The sequence below is a fragment of the Methylobacterium soli genome, from assembly GCF_008806385.1.
In the GTDB taxonomy this organism is placed as follows: Bacteria; Pseudomonadota; Alphaproteobacteria; order Rhizobiales; family Beijerinckiaceae; genus Methylobacterium; species Methylobacterium soli.
In genome coordinates this window covers 138,373-155,101 of the sequence record NZ_VZZK01000004.1, presented here as the reverse complement: position 1 = coordinate 155,101, position 16,729 = coordinate 138,373, and the positions used below count along the sequence as shown (strand labels likewise).

The following is a 16,729-nucleotide window of genomic DNA, read 5'->3' as shown; positions in this document are numbered from 1 at the left end:
CGGTCGAGGCGAAGTCGAAGGCCACGTCGAAGGCCAAGCCCAAGGCGGAAAGCCCGATGGCCGAGGCGGAGCCCGAGACCAAGGCAGCGTCCAGGGCCAAGACGGTATCGAAAGTAAAGCCCGAGCCCAAGGTGAGCGCCGAAGCCGAACCCAGGCGCAAGACCGCTCCGGCCGCCTCCGACGAGGCTGAGGCGGCCCCCGCCGAGGCCTGGGCCCCCGCGACCGACGCCAATACGGGCACACGCGATCCTGCGAAGGCCGTCGCGCCGCGTACGGCGAAGAAGCAGGGTGGCGATGCGCCGCTGCGCCGCCGCGCCGCGCCGCCGGCCCGGAGCGAAGCGGTCATCCCGGCCGTGACACCGCCGGGCGCCGCACCGGCGCAGGCGGACGAGGCTCCCGCGGAGACGCATGAGGGCGAGCGCATCGCCAAGGCGATTGCCCGCGCCGGCATCGCCTCGCGCCGCGATGCCGAGGCGATGATCGCCGAGGGCCGCGTCAGCCTCAATGGCCGTGTTCTCGCCTCGCCCGCCGTCAACGTGACGGAGGACGACGTCATCACGGTGGATGGCGAGCCCCTGCCCGCCCGCGAGCGCACCCGGCTCTGGATCTTCCACAAGCCGCGCGGCCTCGTCACCACGGCCCGCGACCCGGAGGGGCGCCAGACCGTGTTCGAGGCGCTGCCGGACGATCTCCCCCGCGTGGTCGCGGTGGGCCGCCTCGACATCAACACCGAGGGCCTCCTGCTGCTGACGAATGACGGCGGGCTGGCCAAGGTGATCGCGCATCCCGATACCGGCTGGCTGCGCCGCTACCGGGTGCGCGCCCACGGCGACACCAATCAGGCCGAGCTCGACAAGCTGCGCAAGGGCGTCACCATCGACGGGATGGAGTACGGCCCGGTCGAGGCCAATCTCGATCGGGTGCAGGGCGACAACCTGTGGCTGACGCTCGGCCTGCGCGAGGGCAAGAACCGCGAGGTCAAGCGCATCCTCGAGCATCTCGGCCTCTCGGTGAACCGGCTGATCCGCCTGTCCTTCGGGCCGTTCCAGCTCGGCGACCTCGAGGCCGGCCTCGTCGACGAGATCCGCACCAAGGTGCTGAAGGAGCAGCTCGGCCCGAGCCTCGCGGCCCAGGCCGGCGTCGATTTCGAGAGCCCGGTGCGCGAGCCGATCGCCCCGTTCGGCTCGCCCAAGGCCTCGCGCGGGACGGAGCAGGCACCGCGCCCGGCAAAATCGGCGGCCTCCGCCGAGCGCAGGGCACGCGGACCCGCCTTCGGGGCTCCGCCCAGCCCGGCGCGCGTGCCGACCGGCGGCATGGGCGCGGGCCCGCGCCGCTCCGTCTGGCGCGCGGACGAGCCGGCCGAGGGCGCCCCCCGCAGCGCCCGGGTGCCGCGCCGCGGGGCCGACCCGCGGGCCGAGCGCGCGGCCGCCGCGTCCGAGCGCGGCCGCGAACGCGTCGGCGCGATCAGGACCGGCGAGCGCCGCGTCGTGGTCGAGCGCCTCAAATCGAGCCCGGTCGAGGAAGCCCCCGAGGCGGCCCCGCGCCGCTACGCCCGCGCACCGGATGGCAGCCGCCCGGTCCGGGCCCCGCGTCCCGATCACGGCGATCGCGGCCTCGATCGCGGCCTGGATCGCGGCGACCGCGGCTCGGATCGCGGCGACCGCCGCCCCGATCACGGCGACCGCCGCGCCGATCGCGGCTCGGATCGCGGTGATCGGCGTCCGGATCGCGGTGAGGAGCGCGGCTTCCGGCCCCGGCCGGAGGGCGGACGCACCGAGCGGTCCGGCGGCGACCGCTTCGGTGGGCGCGAGGACCGCGGCTTCCGGGGCGGCTCTTCGTCCGGCGAGTCCGGTTCGCGGGAGTTCAAGCCCCGGGGTTCCGGGCCGCGCGCGTCCGGGCCCTGGGATGCCCGCGAGCACGGTTCGCGGGATCGTGACGCGAAGCCGCGCGCCGCGCGGAGCGGCGAGCGCAGCTTCGGCGGGCGCGACGGCGGAAACGACAAGGGCGGCGGCTTCAAGGGCGCCCGTCCCGGCGGCGCGTCCGACCGTGGCGGCTTCGGCAGGACCGGCGGCGAGCGGACCGGCGGCGAGCGGACGGGGGGCGACAAGCCCCGTGGCGGCAAGCCCGGCGGCTTCGGGAGCAAGCCCGGAGGGTTCGGCGGCAAGCCCGGCGGTGCCCGGGCCGGAGGCGGCAAGCCTGGTGGTTTTGGTGGCAAGCCTGGTGGCTTTGGTGGCAAGCCGGGCGGGTTCGGCGGCAAGCCCGGCGGGCGGCCCTCGGGGGGCAAACCCGGCGGCCGTCCGCCGCGCGGCGGCGCCCGGTGAGGATCGTCGGCGGGGCGTTGCGGGGCCGTCGTCTCGCCACGCCCCGCACGGACGCGATCCGGCCGACCTCCGACCGCCTGCGCGAGGCGCTGTTCAACGTGCTGACCCACGCCTACGACGACGCCGTCGCGGGTGCTCGGGTGCTCGATCTCTTCGCCGGGACCGGAGCGCTCAGCTTCGAGGCCCTGTCGCGGGGGGCGGCCTATGCCCTCATGGTCGACGAGGGCGCCGAGGCCCGCGCGCTCGTGCGCGAGAATATCGAGAGCCTCGGCCTGGAGGGGGCGACCCGGCTGTTCCGGCGCGACGCGACGCGGCTCGGCCCCGCCGGCACGAACGGGCGCTACGGCATCGTCTTCTGCGACCCCCCCTACGGTCGTGATCTCGCCCCCGTGGCCCTCACGGCGGCGGCCGAGGGCGGCTGGCTCGAACCCGACGCCCTCGTGATCGTCGAGGAGGCGGCGAGCGCCGCCCTGACGCTGCCGGCGGGGTTCTCGGAGATCGAGCGGCGCAGCTACGGCGACACCCAGGTCGCGCTGGGGCGTTGGAGCGTGGCGCCCGTCCGAGCGGGATGAACCGTCGCCGCGCTCCGGATCGGGTCAGCGCCGCCCGAACAGGCGCTCGATATCGGCGAGCTTGAGGGCGACGAAGGTCGGGCGGCCGTGGTTGCACGAGCCGGAGAGCGGCGTCGCCTCCATCTCGCGCAGGAGCGCGTTCATCTCCTCCGGGCGCAGGCGCCGGCCGGCCCGGATCGAGCCGTGGCAGCTCATGCGCGACAGGATCGCGTCGAGACGGCGCCCGAGGGGACCGCCCTCCTGCGGATCGGCCTCGGCGCCCTCCTCCAGCCCGCTCTCGGCCAGCGCGTCGAGGATGTCGGTGACGAGGTTGCGGACCGAGGCGTCGCCGAGGATCGCCGGGATCTCGCGCACCAGCACGGCACCCGGCCCGAAGGCCTCGATCGTCAGGCCAAGCCGGGCGAGATCGGCGGCGGCGGCGACCAGCCGCTCGGCCTCGTGGGGTGCCATCTCGACGACGTCCGGGATCAGGAGGCCCTGCCGGCCGATGCCGCCCTGCGCCCGCTCGCGCTTCAACCGCTCGTAGACAAGGCGCTCGTGGGCCGCGTGCTGGTCGACCAGGACGATGCCGTCGCGGGTCTGGGCGACGATGTATGTCTCGTGGAGCTGGGCGCGGGCGGCGCCGAGGGGGTGATCGAGAGCCTCGCCGCTCGCCGCCTCGGCCTCGCGGAGATCGGCCGCGGGCGGGGCGAGGTCGGGCGCGAGCCCGGCCTGGGGCGCCTCGCCGAAGCCCCATCCCCCAGTCGAGGGGGCACGGCCCTGGCCCGCCGGCGCACCGAAGGAGGGGCCGCCGGCCCGGAAGGCGCTCGGCCGGGTGGGCTGGAACAGGCTCGGCGTGGAGGCGCCGGAATGCACGCTGAACGATGCGGCCTGCCCGGTGCTCGCCGATCCCGCCGGTCCCATTCCGGTCGGCCCCGATCCCATCGGCCGCGATCCCATCGGCCCCGATCCCATCGGCCGGAGGGCGTCCAGCGTCCGGGCGGCGTTGGTGGTGGAGGCACGGGCGCCGCCGCGGCGGAGCGCCTCGTGGATCGCGCTGACGATCAGGGCCCGCACCAGACCCGGCTCGCGGAAGCGCAGCTCGGTTTTGGCCGGGTGGACATTGACGTCGACCTGTCCCGGGTCGCAGGCGAGACTCAGCCCCAGAACCGGGTGGCGATCGGAGGCCATGGTGTCGGCATAGGCCCCCCGCACGGCCCCGAGGAGCAGGCGGTCGCGCACCGGGCGCCCGTTCACGGTGAAGTGGATGTGGTTCGCCGCCCCCCGGTGGAAGGTCGGCAGGCCGACATGGCCGGACAGGCTGAAGCCCTCGCGCGCCAGATCGACCGGCACCGCGTTCGGGCCGAAATCCGGCCCCAGCACCGCGACGAGCCGGCGCAGGGTGGCGGCCGGGCCCTCCGCCGTCTCGGCGGGGAAGATCAGCGGGTTGCCGCTCTCGGTGCGCAGGGTGAAGCGGATGCCCGGATGCGCCACCGCGAGCCGGCGCAGGATGTCCGCGATGGCGGCGTTCTCGGCCCGGTCGGACTTGAGGAACTTGAGCCGCGCGGGCGTCGCCGAGAACAATTCGGCCACCTCGATCCGCGTGCCGCGGGCGGCGGATGCCGGCCGGACCTCGCCCTTGCGGCCGGCATCGACGGTGAGCGCCGAGCCCGAATCCGCCTCGGCCGTGCGGGTCGTGATGGTGAGGCGCGCCACCGCGCCGATCGAGGGCAGGGCCTCGCCGCGAAAGCCCAGGCTGTCGATGCGGCTGAGATCGCCCCCGGGAAGCTTGGAGGTGGCGTGCCGCTCGACCGCGAGGGCTAGGTCCTCGGCACGCATGCCGACGCCGTCGTCGACGACCCGGATCAGGCGGCGCCCGCCGGCCTCCACCGTCACCTCGACGGCGCGGGCGCCCGCGTCGATGGCGTTCTCGACGAGCTCCTTCACGGCCGAGGCCGGGCGCTCCACCACCTCGCCCGCCGCGATGCGGTCGACGAGGATCGGATCGAGGCGGCGGACCGGGCGAAGCATCAAGGAGATATAAGGGGACCGGAAGGCCCGATCCACCGGGGGCTCAGGCGACGCCCGAGCGCAGGAGGTCGTGGTAGTGGACAAGTCCCACCGGGCGCCCGTCCACGGTCACGATCAGGGCCGTGATCTTCGAGGATTCCTGGATCTCCAGCGCCTTGGCCAGCAGCGTCTCGGGGTTCACGGTCCGGGGCGTCGCGCTCATCACGGCCTCGACCGTGAGGGTGTCGAGGTCCCGGCGGAAGACGTTGCGGCGCAAGTCGCCGTCCGTGACGATGCCGGCGAGGCGCCCGTCGGCCTCCACCACGATCACCGAGCCGAAGCCCTTGGCGTCGATCTCCGCGATCGCGGTCCGCATCGGGGTGCCGCGGGGCACCACCGGGAGCTGGTCGCCCGCATGCATCACCTCGCGCACCTGGCGCAGCGACGCGCCGAGGCGCCCGCCCGGGTGGTAGATCGAGAATTCCCGCGCCGAGAAGCCGCGATCCTCCAGGAGCGCCACCGCGAGCGCGTCGCCCAGCGCCAGCTGCATCGCCGTCGAGGTCGTCGGAGCGAGGCCGTTCGGGCAGGCCTCGCGGGCCTTCGGCAGCGTCAGGCAGATGTCGGCCTCGCGGCCGAGCGTCGAGGCGGCGTTCGCGGTGATCGCCACGAGCCCGACGCGATAGCGCTTGGCGTAGCCGATGATGTCGGCGAGTTCCGTGGTCTCGCCGGACCAGGAGAGCGCCAGCACCACGTCGTCGGGCTGGATCATGCCGAGATCGCCGTGGCTCGCCTCGGCCGGGTGGACATAGAGGGCCGGCGTCCCCGTGGAGGCGAAGGTCGCGGCGATCTTGCGGCCGATATGGCCGGACTTGCCCATGCCTGTGAGGATGACCCGGCCCCGCGCCCGGGCGATCCGCTCCACGGCGGCCGTGAAGGGGGCCCCGAGCCCGTTGCCGATCGCCTCCATCAGGCAGGCGAGGCCGTCCCGCTCCGTGCCGATGGTGCGCAGGGCCGAGGCGACCGCCGCTGCCGGCTGCGCCTCGCCGGTGTCCTGAACCCGCTGTGCCAGAGCCATGTCGGGCCCGCTCCCCATCGCGTGTCGCCGGAGCGCCTGCCCCGGATTGCGTCCGTTCCGAATTCCTTGGCCGGCGAATGTGGTCGGATGGCGGCTGCGGCCGCGCCCGGACTCCAAAAGCCCGCATCTCTCCCGTGCCGGCGGCCCGTTGACCGCCCGTTAACCGCGACCGTTGTAGGCCCGTTAACCATGCGCGGTGCCCCTGTCCAGAACGGGCGCCCCGGCACGCGATGCGGGGGATCGAGGGGCGGTGGCACGGGGGCGGTCGATCGCGAGGGATGCCACGGCGCCGGGCCGGCGGGGGCCTGCGGGGCTCCGCCTCCTCGTCGCGCTGCCTCTGGCCGTCCTCGGCCTTGCGCCGGCCCAGGCGCAGACGCCCTCCTTCAGCGCCACGCCGCCGGTGCCGGGAAGCGCGGAGAATCCGGGTGCCGGACAGGCCCCGGGCGATGACGGCCTGCCGGCCCTGCGCACCGGGCGCAATCCCGCGGCGGCGGGGGGGCTCGGCGGCACCAGCGGCGCGGGCGACGATTCCGCCGGGGTCGGACCGAACGTCCCCGGCCGCGCGATCCTGGGCACGGCCCAGCGCTCCACCCTGGCCGCCGAGCGCTCCGCCACGGCCCCGAACAATCGCGCGCCCTCGAACCTCCTGCGCCAGCGCGCGGCCCCGCCCCGGCGGATCGGCACGGCGACGCGCGCCATCACCCAGCAGGCGACGCAGGTCCCCCCGCCGGCCTTGCGCCTCAGCCCGGTGGTGCAGAACCCCGTGGTGGGCGTGCCGCTGCCGACGACCTTCCCGGGGGCGCTGCCGATCCTCGGCCTGCAGACCCCGGGGGCGCTGCTCGGCTTCGCGCTCCGGCGCCCCCTCCTTCCGATCGACGACGCCTACGCGCCCCTCGGGATCCGGCTCGGCAGCTTCACGTTCTTCCCGTCCTTCACCCAGAGCCTGGGCTACGATTCCAACCCGGACCAGACCACCGCGCGCCTCGCCAAGGGCTCGGTGGCGCTGCGCAGCGAGGGCGAGCTCAACTTCCGCAGCGATTGGTCGGCGAGCGAGCTCGCGGGCGAATTGCGCGCCGGCTACCTCGAAGTGCCCGAGAACGACGCGGCGAGCCGCCCGAACGGGGCCGGCTCGGTGCGGCTGCGCGTCGACGCCAACCGGGATCTGCGCCTCGACGTCGAGGGCCGCTTCCTCGTCGACACCCAGCGCACGGGCAGCCCCGACCTGCAGGTCGTCTCCGCCTCGCGCCCGATCGTGGCGACCTACGGCACCACGGTCGGGGCGACGCAGACCTTCAACCGGCTCCAGGTCTCGCTGCGCGGCTCGGTCGACCGCAGCGAGTACGAGGATGCCCGGCTCTCGAACGGCACGGTCCTGAGCCTCGCCGACCGCAACCTGAACCAGTACGGCCTGCGCCTGCGCGCGTCCTACGAGATTTCCCCGGTGATCTCGCCATTCGTGGACGTGCTCGGGGACACCCGGGTCTACGACCTCGTGCGCGACTCGGCGGGCCTGCGCCGGGACTCGGACGGGGTCGCGGTGGCGGCGGGCGCCGCCTTCAACCTGACCCGCTTCGTCTCGGGCGAGGTCTCGGCGGGCTTCCAGCACCGGACCTATGTCGACCCGGCCCTGCGCGACATCACGGCACCGATCCTCAACGCCAATCTGATCTGGGCGGTGAGCCCGCTCACCACCGTGCGGATCGGGGCGGTGACGGGCATCACCGAGACCAGCGTCATCGGCTCCAGCGGCATCCTCACCGAAGCCGAGACCGTGGAGGTGCAGCACGACCTCCTGCGCAACCTCTCCATCACCCTCGGGGCCGCCTTCCTGCGCAACGATTACCAGGGCACCAATATCCGGGAGACCGGTTTCTCGGCCACCGCCCGCCTGGATTATCGCTTCAACCGCTGGCTCACGATGCGCGGCACCTACGTCTACCAGCAGGTGGACAGCACGGTGGCGAGCGGCAGCTTCAAGGACAACACCTTCCTGCTCGGCCTGCGGGTGAACCCGTGAGGCACCGGGCGAGCGGGCGCCGGGACGCCCCTCCGCAGGTCCAGGGACCCGAGCTGGTCCGAAGGACCCGAGCGGGTCTCCCGGCTCAGCGCACCAGGGCCAGCGAGGCGCCGGACTTCGTCAGCGCCCCGTCGAGGGCGCTCCCGCCCTGGCGCAGGCGGGCCGCCACGGTGCCGCCGGCCTGATAGAGATAGACCTCGCCGTCGCGGTAATCCCAGGCCGTGACCTTGGCGAGGTCCTTGTTCGGGCATCCCGAGGCCGAGGCCTTGTAGAGGTCGAGGGCGGGCGCGCTCGACAGGGAGACCTTGCAGCTTCCCCCCGTGGCGTCCTTGGCGTTCCAGCTCCCCACCACCGACGAGCGACCCGTCGCCACCACGGGCGGGGGCGGCGGAGGCGGCGTCACGGGCTCCGCGATGATGTTCGAGCCCGGGGGCACCGCGGCCGCGACCGCCCCCCCGACCGGGGGCGGCCCGTCCGGCGCCGCGGTGGCGCCCGGCGGAGGGGCGAGCGGCGCGGTCGTCACGGCCCCCGAGGGCATAGCCGGCACGTTCGACTCCAGGGCCGCCTGCGGCCCCGGCCCACCACGGGTCCGCGGCCCGTCGAAGCGGCTGGTGCTGCTGCAGGCGGCGAGTCCCGCCGCGAGCGCGACGACGGCAAGAGACGACAGGACCTGACGCGGCATCGATTCCACTTCCCCGGATGGCCGCCCGCAGCGCGCGGGACGCGGGCGGGAGCGATGGCCCGACTGCCTCACCGCCAATTGCGCTGCCCGCAAGGCAGCCGCCGGGCCTCGGGCGGGGGAAGCGGCCCCGCGCCTCCCTTTTCCCGCGAGTGTGGCGGCGGGGCCGCAGGCGCACCCGCCGCCGACTCGATCTCGCTGTCGCGCGGGGCGCCGAGCCCGGTCCCGAGCGATCGGGCAAGCGCCCCTGCCCTCACCGCGTCTCATGCCCGCAGATGCGCCACGAAGTCCTGCGCGAAGGCCGGGAGCGCCGCGAGGTCGCGCAGGCAGAGGGTGAGGTCGCGGGCGGCCCAGATATCCACGAGGGGGACCACCCGGATACCCATGGCGCGGGCGGCGCGCCGTGCGGTCGTCTCCGGCACGATGCCGAGGCCGACCCGGCACTCCACGAGGCGGCAGACCGCGTCGAAGCTGCGCAACTGCACCCGCAGGCGCATCGGCCGGCCGATCCGCGCCGCCTTCTCGGCCAGGAACCGCGTGATGGCGCTGAGGCGGTCGAGGCCGACGAGGTCGTGGTTCAGCACCTCCGCGAAGGCGACGCGGTCCTGCTCGGCCAGGGGATGGCCAGTCGCCGCCACCAGCACGAACCGGTCCTGCCGGAACGGGAAGGTCTGCAACTGGCCGGTATCGACCGTGCCCGAGACGATGCCGAGATCGGCCGCCCCTTCGGCCACGAGGCCGACGATCTCGTCGGAGGTGCGCTCGTCGATGTCGACGCTGATGCCGGGATGCGCCGCGAGATAGGCCGAGAGCGCCTCCGGCAGGAACTCGGTGAGCGCGTGGGTGTTCGACAGCACCCGGATCTGGCCGGCGGTGCCCCCCGAATAGGCCGAGAGCTCCCCCTGCATCCGCTCGATATCGGTGAGCAGCGTGCGGGCATGGGCGAGGAGCGCCCGGCCCGCCGGCGTCGGCGTCACCCCCTGTCGATGGCGGATCAGGAGCGCGGCGCCGAGGGATTCCTCCATGGCGCGGATGCGCGTCGAGGCTGCCGCGAGCGCCAGATGGCCCCGTTCCGCCCCGTGCGTGATCGAGCCCGCCTCCACCACGTGCCGGAACAGGCTGAGATCCACGAGGTCGAATCGCATCATCGCCCGCACACCTCTCGTTCCGTGCCGATGCTTCCGCCGGTGGCGAAGCCTTGGGCCGGCATCTGCGGCCCGTGCAGGCTCGCCTCCGCCCACCCCAAGGCGGAGAGTCCGATGTGCACGCTTTAAATCGTCGCTTCATCCTTCGCCGTTCGCGAAGGCAGTGTCCAGCACTTCCGAATTGCGAACCGGACCAGTTCCAGAGAAAGTCCGGCCAAGCGCAGGGTGCCGCCCGTCTCGGGACAAGGGACTCGCGCCGTCTCAGGATGGATCGGACGCCGCGATGTCAGCGAGCGCCCTCTTCGGGCTATCAGCCAGCCTGCCCACGCTCGCGGCCTCCGTCGCGCTCCCGGGCGGGACGGCCGCCACCGTCACGGGTGGCCTGCTCGTGCTCTGCATGGGCCTGTGGGCGACGGCACTGGTGGCCGAGATCGTCACCGCGATGCTGTTCTTCGCCGCCGCGATGCTGTTCCGGCTCGGCGCGCCCTCGACCGTGTTCTCGGGCTTTGCCTCCTCGGCGTTCTGGCTGGTGCTGAGCGGCATGGTGGTGGGCCATGCCATGACGCGCACGGGCCTCGGCGCCCGCCTCGCCCGCTCCCTCGCCGTGCATCTCTCCGGCTCCTATGCCCGCTTCGTCGCCGGGATCGTCGGCCTCTCCTTCGCTCTCGCCTTCGTGATGCCCTCCAATCTCGGGCGCATCGCGCTCCTCGTGCCCGTCGTGCTCGCCCTCTGCGACGGGTTCGGGCTCGCGGCCGGGCGCCGGGGCCGCACCGGGGCCGTGCTGGCCGTTGGGCTTGCCACGCCGATCCTGTCGGCCGCGATCCTGCCCGCCAATGTCCCCAACCTCGTGATGGCGGGCACCGCCGAGGTGCAATACGGCCTCCACCTCGCCTACCTGCCCTACCTCCTCCTGCATGCCCCCGTGCTGGCCCTGGTGAAGGGCGTGCTCCTGGTCTGGCTGATCCTGCGGATCTTCCCCGACCGGATGGAGCCGGGCGCCGCCGAGACCACGCCGCCGCCGCGCGCGCCGCTCTCGCCCGAGGAGCGGCGGCTCGCCGTGATTCTCGTCGCGACCCTCGGATTCTGGGTCACCGACAGCCTGCACCACATCGCCCCGGCCTGGGTCGGGCTGACGGCGGCGGTGATCTGTCTGATGCCGCGCATCGGCGTGCTGGCGCCGGAGGCCTTCGCGGCCGTGAACCTGCGCACCTGCTTCTATATCGCGGCGCTCCTCGGCCTCGTGGCCCTGGTCAACGAGACCGGCCTCGGCGCCCGTCTCGGCCATGCACTGCTGACCGTGGCGCCCCTCGAGCCCGGCGCGACGGCGCAGAACTTCGCCGTCCTCACCCTGGTCGCGACGCTGCTCGCCCTCGTGGTCACGGCGAACGGGGCGCCCGCCCTCTACACGGCGCTCGCGGGCGAGATGTCGCGCGCCTCCGGCCTCGACCTGATGAGCGTCGTGATGGTGCAGGTGGTGGGCTATTCCATCCTGTTCCTGCCCTATCAGGCGCCCCCGATCGTCTTCGCTAGCGACCTCGGGCGGGTGACGCTGCGCGATGCCACCAAGATCACGATGGCACTCGGCACCGTCTCGCTGATTGTAACAGCGCCGCTCGACTATCTTTGGTGGCAATTCCTGGGACAGATCCGGTGACAAAATGCATTCGATATCAAATCTGCCCTCCTGCGGAGGCCTCCTCATGCCGCATTGCGGCTTGCGCTGCGCCGCACTAGCGATACGAGCTTAGATCCACTCCAGATTTCGCCCGCCCCCATTCACCCATCCGAGGATCGCTCCACGATGGCCCCAACCGCCAGACCCACGGTCGCCCAACCGCTCTCGCCCCACCTCCAGATCTACCGCTGGACCTGGACGATGGCGATGTCGGTGTTCCACCGGATCACCGGCACGGCGCTCTACGGCGGCACGGCGCTCGTGGCGATCTGGCTCGTGGCCCTCGCCTCGGGCCCGGCGGCCTACGGCTACGTGGCGTGGTTCTTCGGCTCGATCCTCGGGCGGCTGGTGCTCTTCGCCTATACCTGGATCCTGCTGCACCACATGCTCGGAGGCCTGCGCCACTTCCTCTGGGATTTCGGCCTCGGCCTCGACCGCGAGCGCCGGATGTGGCTCTCGCGCGGCACCCTGATCGGCTCGGTGGCGCTCACCGTGACGATCTGGGCGCTCGCCCTGATCCTGCGCTGAGGGAGCCTCCGGATGGCCGACAACCGCCAGAACACCAACGTCTCGATCCGCACGCCGCGCGCCCGCGTCCAGGGGCTCGGCCCCTCCGGCCACGGCGCCGGACATTGGTGGCTGCAGCGCCTCACGGCGGCCGCCAACGCGCCCCTGATGGTCGCCTTCGTGGTGATCATCGCCCTGATGGCGGGCCGGTCCTACCCGGAGGCGGTGGCGCTGATGAGCCACCCGCTCGTGGCGCTGATCCTGATCCTCGCGGTGATCTCGGTGACGCTCCACATGCGCCTCGGCATGCAGGTGATCATCGAGGATTACGTCCACGACAAGGGCCTGCGCATCGCCGCCCTCTTCGCCAACAACTTCTACGCGGTCATCGTCGCCGTCGCCTGCCTGTACGCGATCCTGCGCGTGGGCTTGAGCCGCCTCGCCTGACCCCCTGAGAGATTGAGGAGCCGACCATGGCCGCCAGCGGATCGAACGGGGCACAGCCCGCCTACACCATCCACGACCACACCTTCGACGTGGTGATCGTCGGGGCCGGCGGCGCGGGGCTTCGCGCCACGGTCGGCTGTTCCCAGGCGGGCCTGCGCACCGCCTGCATCAGCAAGGTCTTCCCGACGCGCTCGCACACGGTGGCGGCGCAGGGCGGCATCTCGGCCTCCCTCGGCAACATGGGCCCGGACGATTGGCGCTGGCACATGTACGACACCGTGAAGGGCTCCGACTGGCTCGGCGACCAGGACGCGATCGAGTACCTCGTGCGGAACGCCCCGGCGGCGGTCTACGAGCTGGAGCATTGGGGCGTCCCGTTCTCGCGGACCGAGGAGGGCAAGATCTACCAGCGCCCCTTCGGCGGCATGACGACGGATTACGGCAAGGGCACGGCCCAGCGCACCTGCGCGGCGGCCGACCGCACCGGCCACGCCATGCTTCACACCCTCTACGGGCAGGCGGTGAAGAACCACACCAACTTCTTCATCGAGTACTTCGCCCTCGACCTGATCATGGACGAGGAGGGCCGCTGCGTCGGCGTCATCGCGATCGACCAGGCCTCGGGCGAGATCCACCGCTTCCGCGCCCAGATGACGATCCTGGCGACGGGCGGCTACGGCCGCTCCTACTTCTCGGCCACCTCCGCCCATACCTGCACGGGCGACGGCAACGCCATGGTGCTGCGGGCCGGCCTGCCGCTGCAGGACATGGAATTCGTGCAGTTCCATCCGACCGGCATCTACGGGGCCGGCTGCCTCATCACGGAAGGGGCGCGCGGTGAGGGCGGCTACCTGACGAATTCCGAGGGCGAGCGCTTCATGGAGCGCTACGCGCCCTCCGCCAAGGACCTCGCCTCGCGCGACGTGGTCTCGCGCTCGATGACGATGGAGATCCGCGCCGGCCGCGGCGTCGGCAAGCAAGGTGACCACATCTTCCTGCACCTCGACCACCTCGACCCGAAGATCCTGCACGAGCGCCTGCCGGGCATCTCGGAATCGGCCAAGATCTTCGCGGGCGTCGACGTGACCCGGGAGCCGATCCCGGTTCTGCCGACCGTGCACTACAACATGGGTGGCATCCCGACGAACTATCACGGCGAGGTGCTGACGCTGCGCGACGGCAACCCCGATACGGTGGTCCCGGGCCTGATGGCGCTGGGCGAGGCGGCCTGCGTCTCCGTCCACGGCGCCAACCGCCTCGGCTCGAATTCGCTGATCGACCTCGTGGTGTTCGGCCGCGCGGCGGGCCTGCGCTGCGCCGAGATCGTCGAGCCGAACGGCCGTCAGATGGATTTGCCCAAGGGCTCGGCCGACAAGGCGCTGAGCCGCCTCGACCGCTTCCGCTACGCCGATGGCGGCACGCCGACGGCGGAGCTGCGCCTCGAGATGCAGAAGACGATGCAGAACAACTGCGCGGTCTTCCGCACCGGCGAGGTGCTGGAGGAGGGCAAGGGCCTGATCCACAAGGTCTGGTCGGCCTCGGCCGATATCCGCATCACCGACCGCTCGCTGGTCTGGAACACCGACCTCCTGGAGACGCTGGAATTCGACAACCTGATCGGCCAGGCGGTCGTCACCATGGAATCGGCGGCCAACCGCAAGGAATCGCGCGGCGCGCATGCCCGCGAGGACTTCCCCGACCGCGACGACAAGGAGTGGATGAAGCACACCCTCTCCTGGCTCGACGAGCAGAGCCAGCAGGTCTCGATCGATTACCGGCCGGTCCACACCTACACGATGTCGAACGAGATCCAGTACATCGAGCCGAAGGCGCGGGTGTACTGACTCTTCTTTCTTTCCTGCGGCGGCCTGCGTGGAACGAGCCTCTGGCAGCGTTCTCCAGCCGCCGTGTCTCGGCCTCGTGACAGCGAGAAAGTCATGGCTCAGTTCACCCTCCCGAAGAATTCCCAGATCCACGAGGGCAAGGCCTGGCCGGCGCCCCAGGGGGCCAAGACGCTGACCGAGTTCCGCGTCTACCGCTGGAACCCGGATGACGGCGCCAACCCGCGGGTCGACACCTATCAGGTCGACCGCGACGATTGCGGCCCGATGGTCCTCGACGCGCTCCTGTGGATCAAGAACAAGGTCGATTCGACGCTGGTCTTCCGCCGCTCCTGCCGCGAGGGGATCTGCGGCTCCTGCGCCATGAACATCGAGGGCCAGAACGCGCTGGCCTGCACCATGGGCATCGACGAGTGCAAGGCGCATTCCTCCGGCAAGAAGTCCCCGGCGGTGCGGATCTACCCGCTGCCGCATATGCCGGTGCTCAAGGACCTCGTTCCGGACCTGACGAACTTCTTCGCCCAGCACGCCGCGATCGAGCCCTGGCTCCAGACCGAGACGCCCTCGCCCGAGACCGAGTGGAAGCAGACCCCGGAGGACCGCGCCCGCCTCGACGGTCTCTACGAGTGCATCCTCTGCGCCTGCTGCACCACGTCCTGCCCGAGCTACTGGTGGAACGGCGACCGCTTCCTCGGCCCCGCCGCCCTGCTCCAGGCCTATCGCTGGCTGATCGACAGCCGCGACGAGGGCGCCGGCGAGCGCCTCGACGGACTGCACGACCCGTTCCGGCTCTATCGCTGTCACACGATCATGAACTGCGCCAACACCTGCCCGAAGAACCTGAACCCGGCCAAGGCCATCGCGGAGATCAAGAAGATGATGATCGCCCGCGAGGTCTGAGGGGCCCGCCGGGCGGGCACCCGGCACCCGGCCTGCATGCGGTGAGCCCATGACGTCGCAGACCTGCGCCATCGTCGAACTCGGCGCCGTCGCCCTGTCCCGGGCGATCCATGCCCGCAGCATCTCCTGCGCCGCGGTGATGGGCGCCTATCTCGACCGGATCGAGCGGCTCAACCCCGCCGTCAACGCCATCGTGGCGCTGCAGGAGCGCGCCGACCTGCTGCGGCAGGCGGCGGCGCGCGACGCGGAACTCGCCCGAGGGCGGAGCCGGGGCCCGCTCCACGGCTTTCCCCTCGCCGTGAAGGACCTCGCGGCGGTGGCGGGCCTGCCCTTCACGCAGGGCTCGCCGATCTTCCGCGACCGGATCGCCGAGAGCGACGCCATCATGGTGGAGCGCCTGCGCCGCGGCGGGGCCCTCTTCATCGGCAAGACCAACACGCCGGAATTCGGCCTCGGCTCCCAGACCTTCAACCCGGTCCACGGCACCACCCGCAATGCCTACGATCCTGCCCGCACCGCCGGCGGCTCGAGCGGAGGGGCGGCCGTCGCGGTGGCGCTGCGGATGCAGCCGGTCGCCGACGGCAGCGACCATGCCGGGTCCCTGCGCAACCCGCCCGCCTTCAACAACCTCTTCGGCCTGCGCCCCTGCTACGGCCGCATCCCGCAGGCGGCCCCCGACGTGTTCACCCCGGGGCTCGCGGTCGAGGGGGCGATCGGCCGCTCCCCCGCCGATATCGGCCTGATGCTGTCGGTCCAGGCCGGGCCCGATCCGCGCAATCCCCTCGCGATCGCGGCCGACCCGGCCGCCTTCGCCGCTCCCCTCGCGCGCGACGTGGCGGGCACCCGCATCGCCTGGCTCGGGGACCTGCGCGGACACCTGCCCTTCGAGCCCGGCGTGCTCGAACTCGGGCAGGCGGCGCTCAAGGATTTTGCGGCGATCGGCTGCGAGGTCGCGCAGGCCTGCCCCTCCTTCGATTTCGAGGCCCTGTGGCAGGATTGGCTGGTGCTGCGCGCCTGGTTCACGGCCTCCAGCCTGCGCCCGCTCTACGCCGACCCGGTCAAGCGCGCGCTCCTGAAGCCAGAGGCGATCTGGGAGGTCGAGCGCGGCCTCGCCCTCGATGCCGACAGGGTCGCGGCGGCCCAGGCCGGGCGCAGCGCCTGGTACGAGACCCTGCGAGCCTTCATGCAGCGCTTCGATTTCCTGGCCCTGCCGAGCGCCCAGGTCTTCCCCTTCGATGCCGCCCTGCCCTGGCCGGCGCGCGTCGGCGGACGCGACATGGACACCTATCACCGCTGGATGCAGGTCGTGATCCCGATCACCATGAGCGGCCTGCCCGCCCTCAACGTGCCGGCCGGCTTCAGCCCGGAGGGACTGCCGACCGGCATCCAGATCGTCGGCCGCAACCACGGCGAGCGCGCCTGCCTCGAACTCGGCGCCGCCTACGACGCGGCGACCCGCTGGGTCGAGCGCCGGCGCCCGCCGCTCCTCGACGCAGCCTGAACCGACCCATTCTCTGCAGGGAGTCGGCGCGCCGGGAGATTGCCTCGCGCGCCCGAAGGC

At 72.5% G+C, this 16,729-nt stretch carries 13 protein-coding genes; 9 read left to right on the top strand and 4 right to left on the bottom strand.

From position 1 onward, the window contains the following. The first annotated feature begins 344 nt into the window (after positions 1 to 344). Together F6X53_RS05620 and rsmD are read left to right on the top strand one after the other, a co-directional pair. Positions 345 to 2,321, top strand: coding sequence for a pseudouridine synthase (locus F6X53_RS05620; RefSeq protein WP_425324682.1), 1,977 nt, complete (start codon positions 345 to 347; stop codon positions 2,319 to 2,321). Next, positions 2,318 to 2,893 (top strand): 16S rRNA (guanine(966)-N(2))-methyltransferase RsmD, encoded by a 576-nt coding sequence (rsmD, locus tag F6X53_RS05615; RefSeq protein ID WP_150998029.1) that lies wholly within the window; start codon positions 2,318 to 2,320, stop codon positions 2,891 to 2,893. Before F6X53_RS05620 ends, rsmD begins: the two co-directional genes overlap by 4 nt. 24 nt (positions 2,894 to 2,917) lie before the next feature. Here rsmD and mutL read toward each other — a convergent pair whose 3' ends face one another. Together mutL and F6X53_RS05605 are read right to left on the bottom strand one after the other, a co-directional pair. Further along, on the bottom strand, positions 2,918 to 4,903 hold the full coding sequence (gene mutL, locus F6X53_RS05610; protein ID WP_150998027.1) for a DNA mismatch repair endonuclease MutL: 1,986 nt from the start codon (positions 4,901 to 4,903) through the stop codon (positions 2,918 to 2,920). A gap of 43 nt (positions 4,904 to 4,946) precedes the next feature. After that, a complete protein-coding gene (locus F6X53_RS05605; RefSeq protein ID WP_150998025.1) occupies positions 4,947 to 5,957 on the bottom strand; it encodes a KpsF/GutQ family sugar-phosphate isomerase in 1,011 nt (336 codons plus the stop codon). Between the two features lie 250 nt (positions 5,958 to 6,207). Between F6X53_RS05605 and F6X53_RS05600 the strand changes: the two genes are divergently transcribed. Next, positions 6,208 to 7,974 (top strand): outer membrane beta-barrel protein, encoded by a 1,767-nt coding sequence (locus F6X53_RS05600; protein ID WP_238295978.1) that lies wholly within the window; start codon positions 6,208 to 6,210, stop codon positions 7,972 to 7,974. Between the two features lie 85 nt (positions 7,975 to 8,059). Here F6X53_RS05600 and F6X53_RS05595 read toward each other — a convergent pair whose 3' ends face one another. Together F6X53_RS05595 and F6X53_RS05590 are read right to left on the bottom strand one after the other, a co-directional pair. Beyond that, positions 8,060 to 8,656: an AprI/Inh family metalloprotease inhibitor gene (locus F6X53_RS05595; RefSeq protein WP_150998022.1), complete on the bottom strand. Its 597-nt coding sequence runs from the start codon at positions 8,654 to 8,656 to the stop codon at positions 8,060 to 8,062. 260 nt (positions 8,657 to 8,916) lie between these two features. Beyond that, positions 8,917 to 9,801, bottom strand: coding sequence for a LysR family transcriptional regulator (locus tag F6X53_RS05590; RefSeq protein ID WP_191970714.1), 885 nt, complete (start codon positions 9,799 to 9,801; stop codon positions 8,917 to 8,919). Between the two features lie 280 nt (positions 9,802 to 10,081). Here F6X53_RS05590 and F6X53_RS05585 point away from each other — a divergent pair, with 280 nt between their 5' ends. The 6 genes from F6X53_RS05585 (at position 10,082) to F6X53_RS05560 (ending at position 16,669) form a co-directional block, all read left to right on the top strand. Then, a complete protein-coding gene (locus F6X53_RS05585; protein ID WP_425324681.1) occupies positions 10,082 to 11,452 on the top strand; it encodes an SLC13 family permease in 1,371 nt (456 codons plus the stop codon). A 147-nt stretch (positions 11,453 to 11,599) separates the two neighbouring features. Next, positions 11,600 to 12,001 carry a succinate dehydrogenase, cytochrome b556 subunit gene (gene sdhC / locus F6X53_RS05580; RefSeq protein WP_150998021.1) on the top strand — a complete coding sequence of 134 codons (402 nt, stop codon included), beginning with the start codon at positions 11,600 to 11,602 and terminating at the stop codon, positions 11,999 to 12,001. 12 nt (positions 12,002 to 12,013) lie between these two features. Then, on the top strand, positions 12,014 to 12,427 hold the full coding sequence (gene sdhD / locus F6X53_RS05575) for a succinate dehydrogenase, hydrophobic membrane anchor protein (RefSeq protein ID WP_150998019.1): 414 nt from the start codon (positions 12,014 to 12,016) through the stop codon (positions 12,425 to 12,427). Positions 12,428 to 12,453: 26 nt separating this feature from the next. After that, the gene (sdhA, locus tag F6X53_RS05570; RefSeq protein ID WP_150998017.1) at positions 12,454 to 14,271 is read left to right on the top strand and encodes a succinate dehydrogenase flavoprotein subunit; all 1,818 of its coding nucleotides are present in this window, start codon (positions 12,454 to 12,456) and stop codon (positions 14,269 to 14,271) included. 93 nt (positions 14,272 to 14,364) lie between these two features. Then, complete coding sequence (locus F6X53_RS05565) at positions 14,365 to 15,168, top strand: succinate dehydrogenase iron-sulfur subunit (RefSeq protein ID WP_150998015.1); 804 nt, start codon at positions 14,365 to 14,367, stop codon at positions 15,166 to 15,168. Positions 15,169 to 15,217: 49 nt separating this feature from the next. Beyond that, complete coding sequence (locus tag F6X53_RS05560; protein ID WP_150998013.1) at positions 15,218 to 16,669, top strand: amidase; 1,452 nt, start codon at positions 15,218 to 15,220, stop codon at positions 16,667 to 16,669. The last annotated feature ends 60 nt before the right edge of the window (positions 16,670 to 16,729 follow it).

Coding starts and splice junctions, on each gene's coding strand:
- F6X53_RS05590 (WP_191970714.1), bottom strand. CDS start 9,801: ATGATGCGATTCGACCTCGTGGATCTCAGCCTGTTCCGGCACGTGGTG.
- F6X53_RS05595 (WP_150998022.1), bottom strand. CDS start 8,656: ATGCCGCGTCAGGTCCTGTCGTCTCTTGCCGTCGTCGCGCTCGCGGCG.
- F6X53_RS05565 (WP_150998015.1), top strand. CDS start 14,365: ATGGCTCAGTTCACCCTCCCGAAGAATTCCCAGATCCACGAGGGCAAG.
- mutL (WP_150998027.1), bottom strand. CDS start 4,903: ATGCTTCGCCCGGTCCGCCGCCTCGATCCGATCCTCGTCGACCGCATC.
- sdhD (WP_150998019.1), top strand. CDS start 12,014: ATGGCCGACAACCGCCAGAACACCAACGTCTCGATCCGCACGCCGCGC.
- F6X53_RS05605 (WP_150998025.1), bottom strand. CDS start 5,957: ATGGCTCTGGCACAGCGGGTTCAGGACACCGGCGAGGCGCAGCCGGCA.
- sdhA (WP_150998017.1), top strand. CDS start 12,454: ATGGCCGCCAGCGGATCGAACGGGGCACAGCCCGCCTACACCATCCAC.
- F6X53_RS05585 (WP_425324681.1), top strand. CDS start 10,082: ATGTCAGCGAGCGCCCTCTTCGGGCTATCAGCCAGCCTGCCCACGCTC.
- sdhC (WP_150998021.1), top strand. CDS start 11,600: ATGGCCCCAACCGCCAGACCCACGGTCGCCCAACCGCTCTCGCCCCAC.
- F6X53_RS05560 (WP_150998013.1), top strand. CDS start 15,218: ATGACGTCGCAGACCTGCGCCATCGTCGAACTCGGCGCCGTCGCCCTG.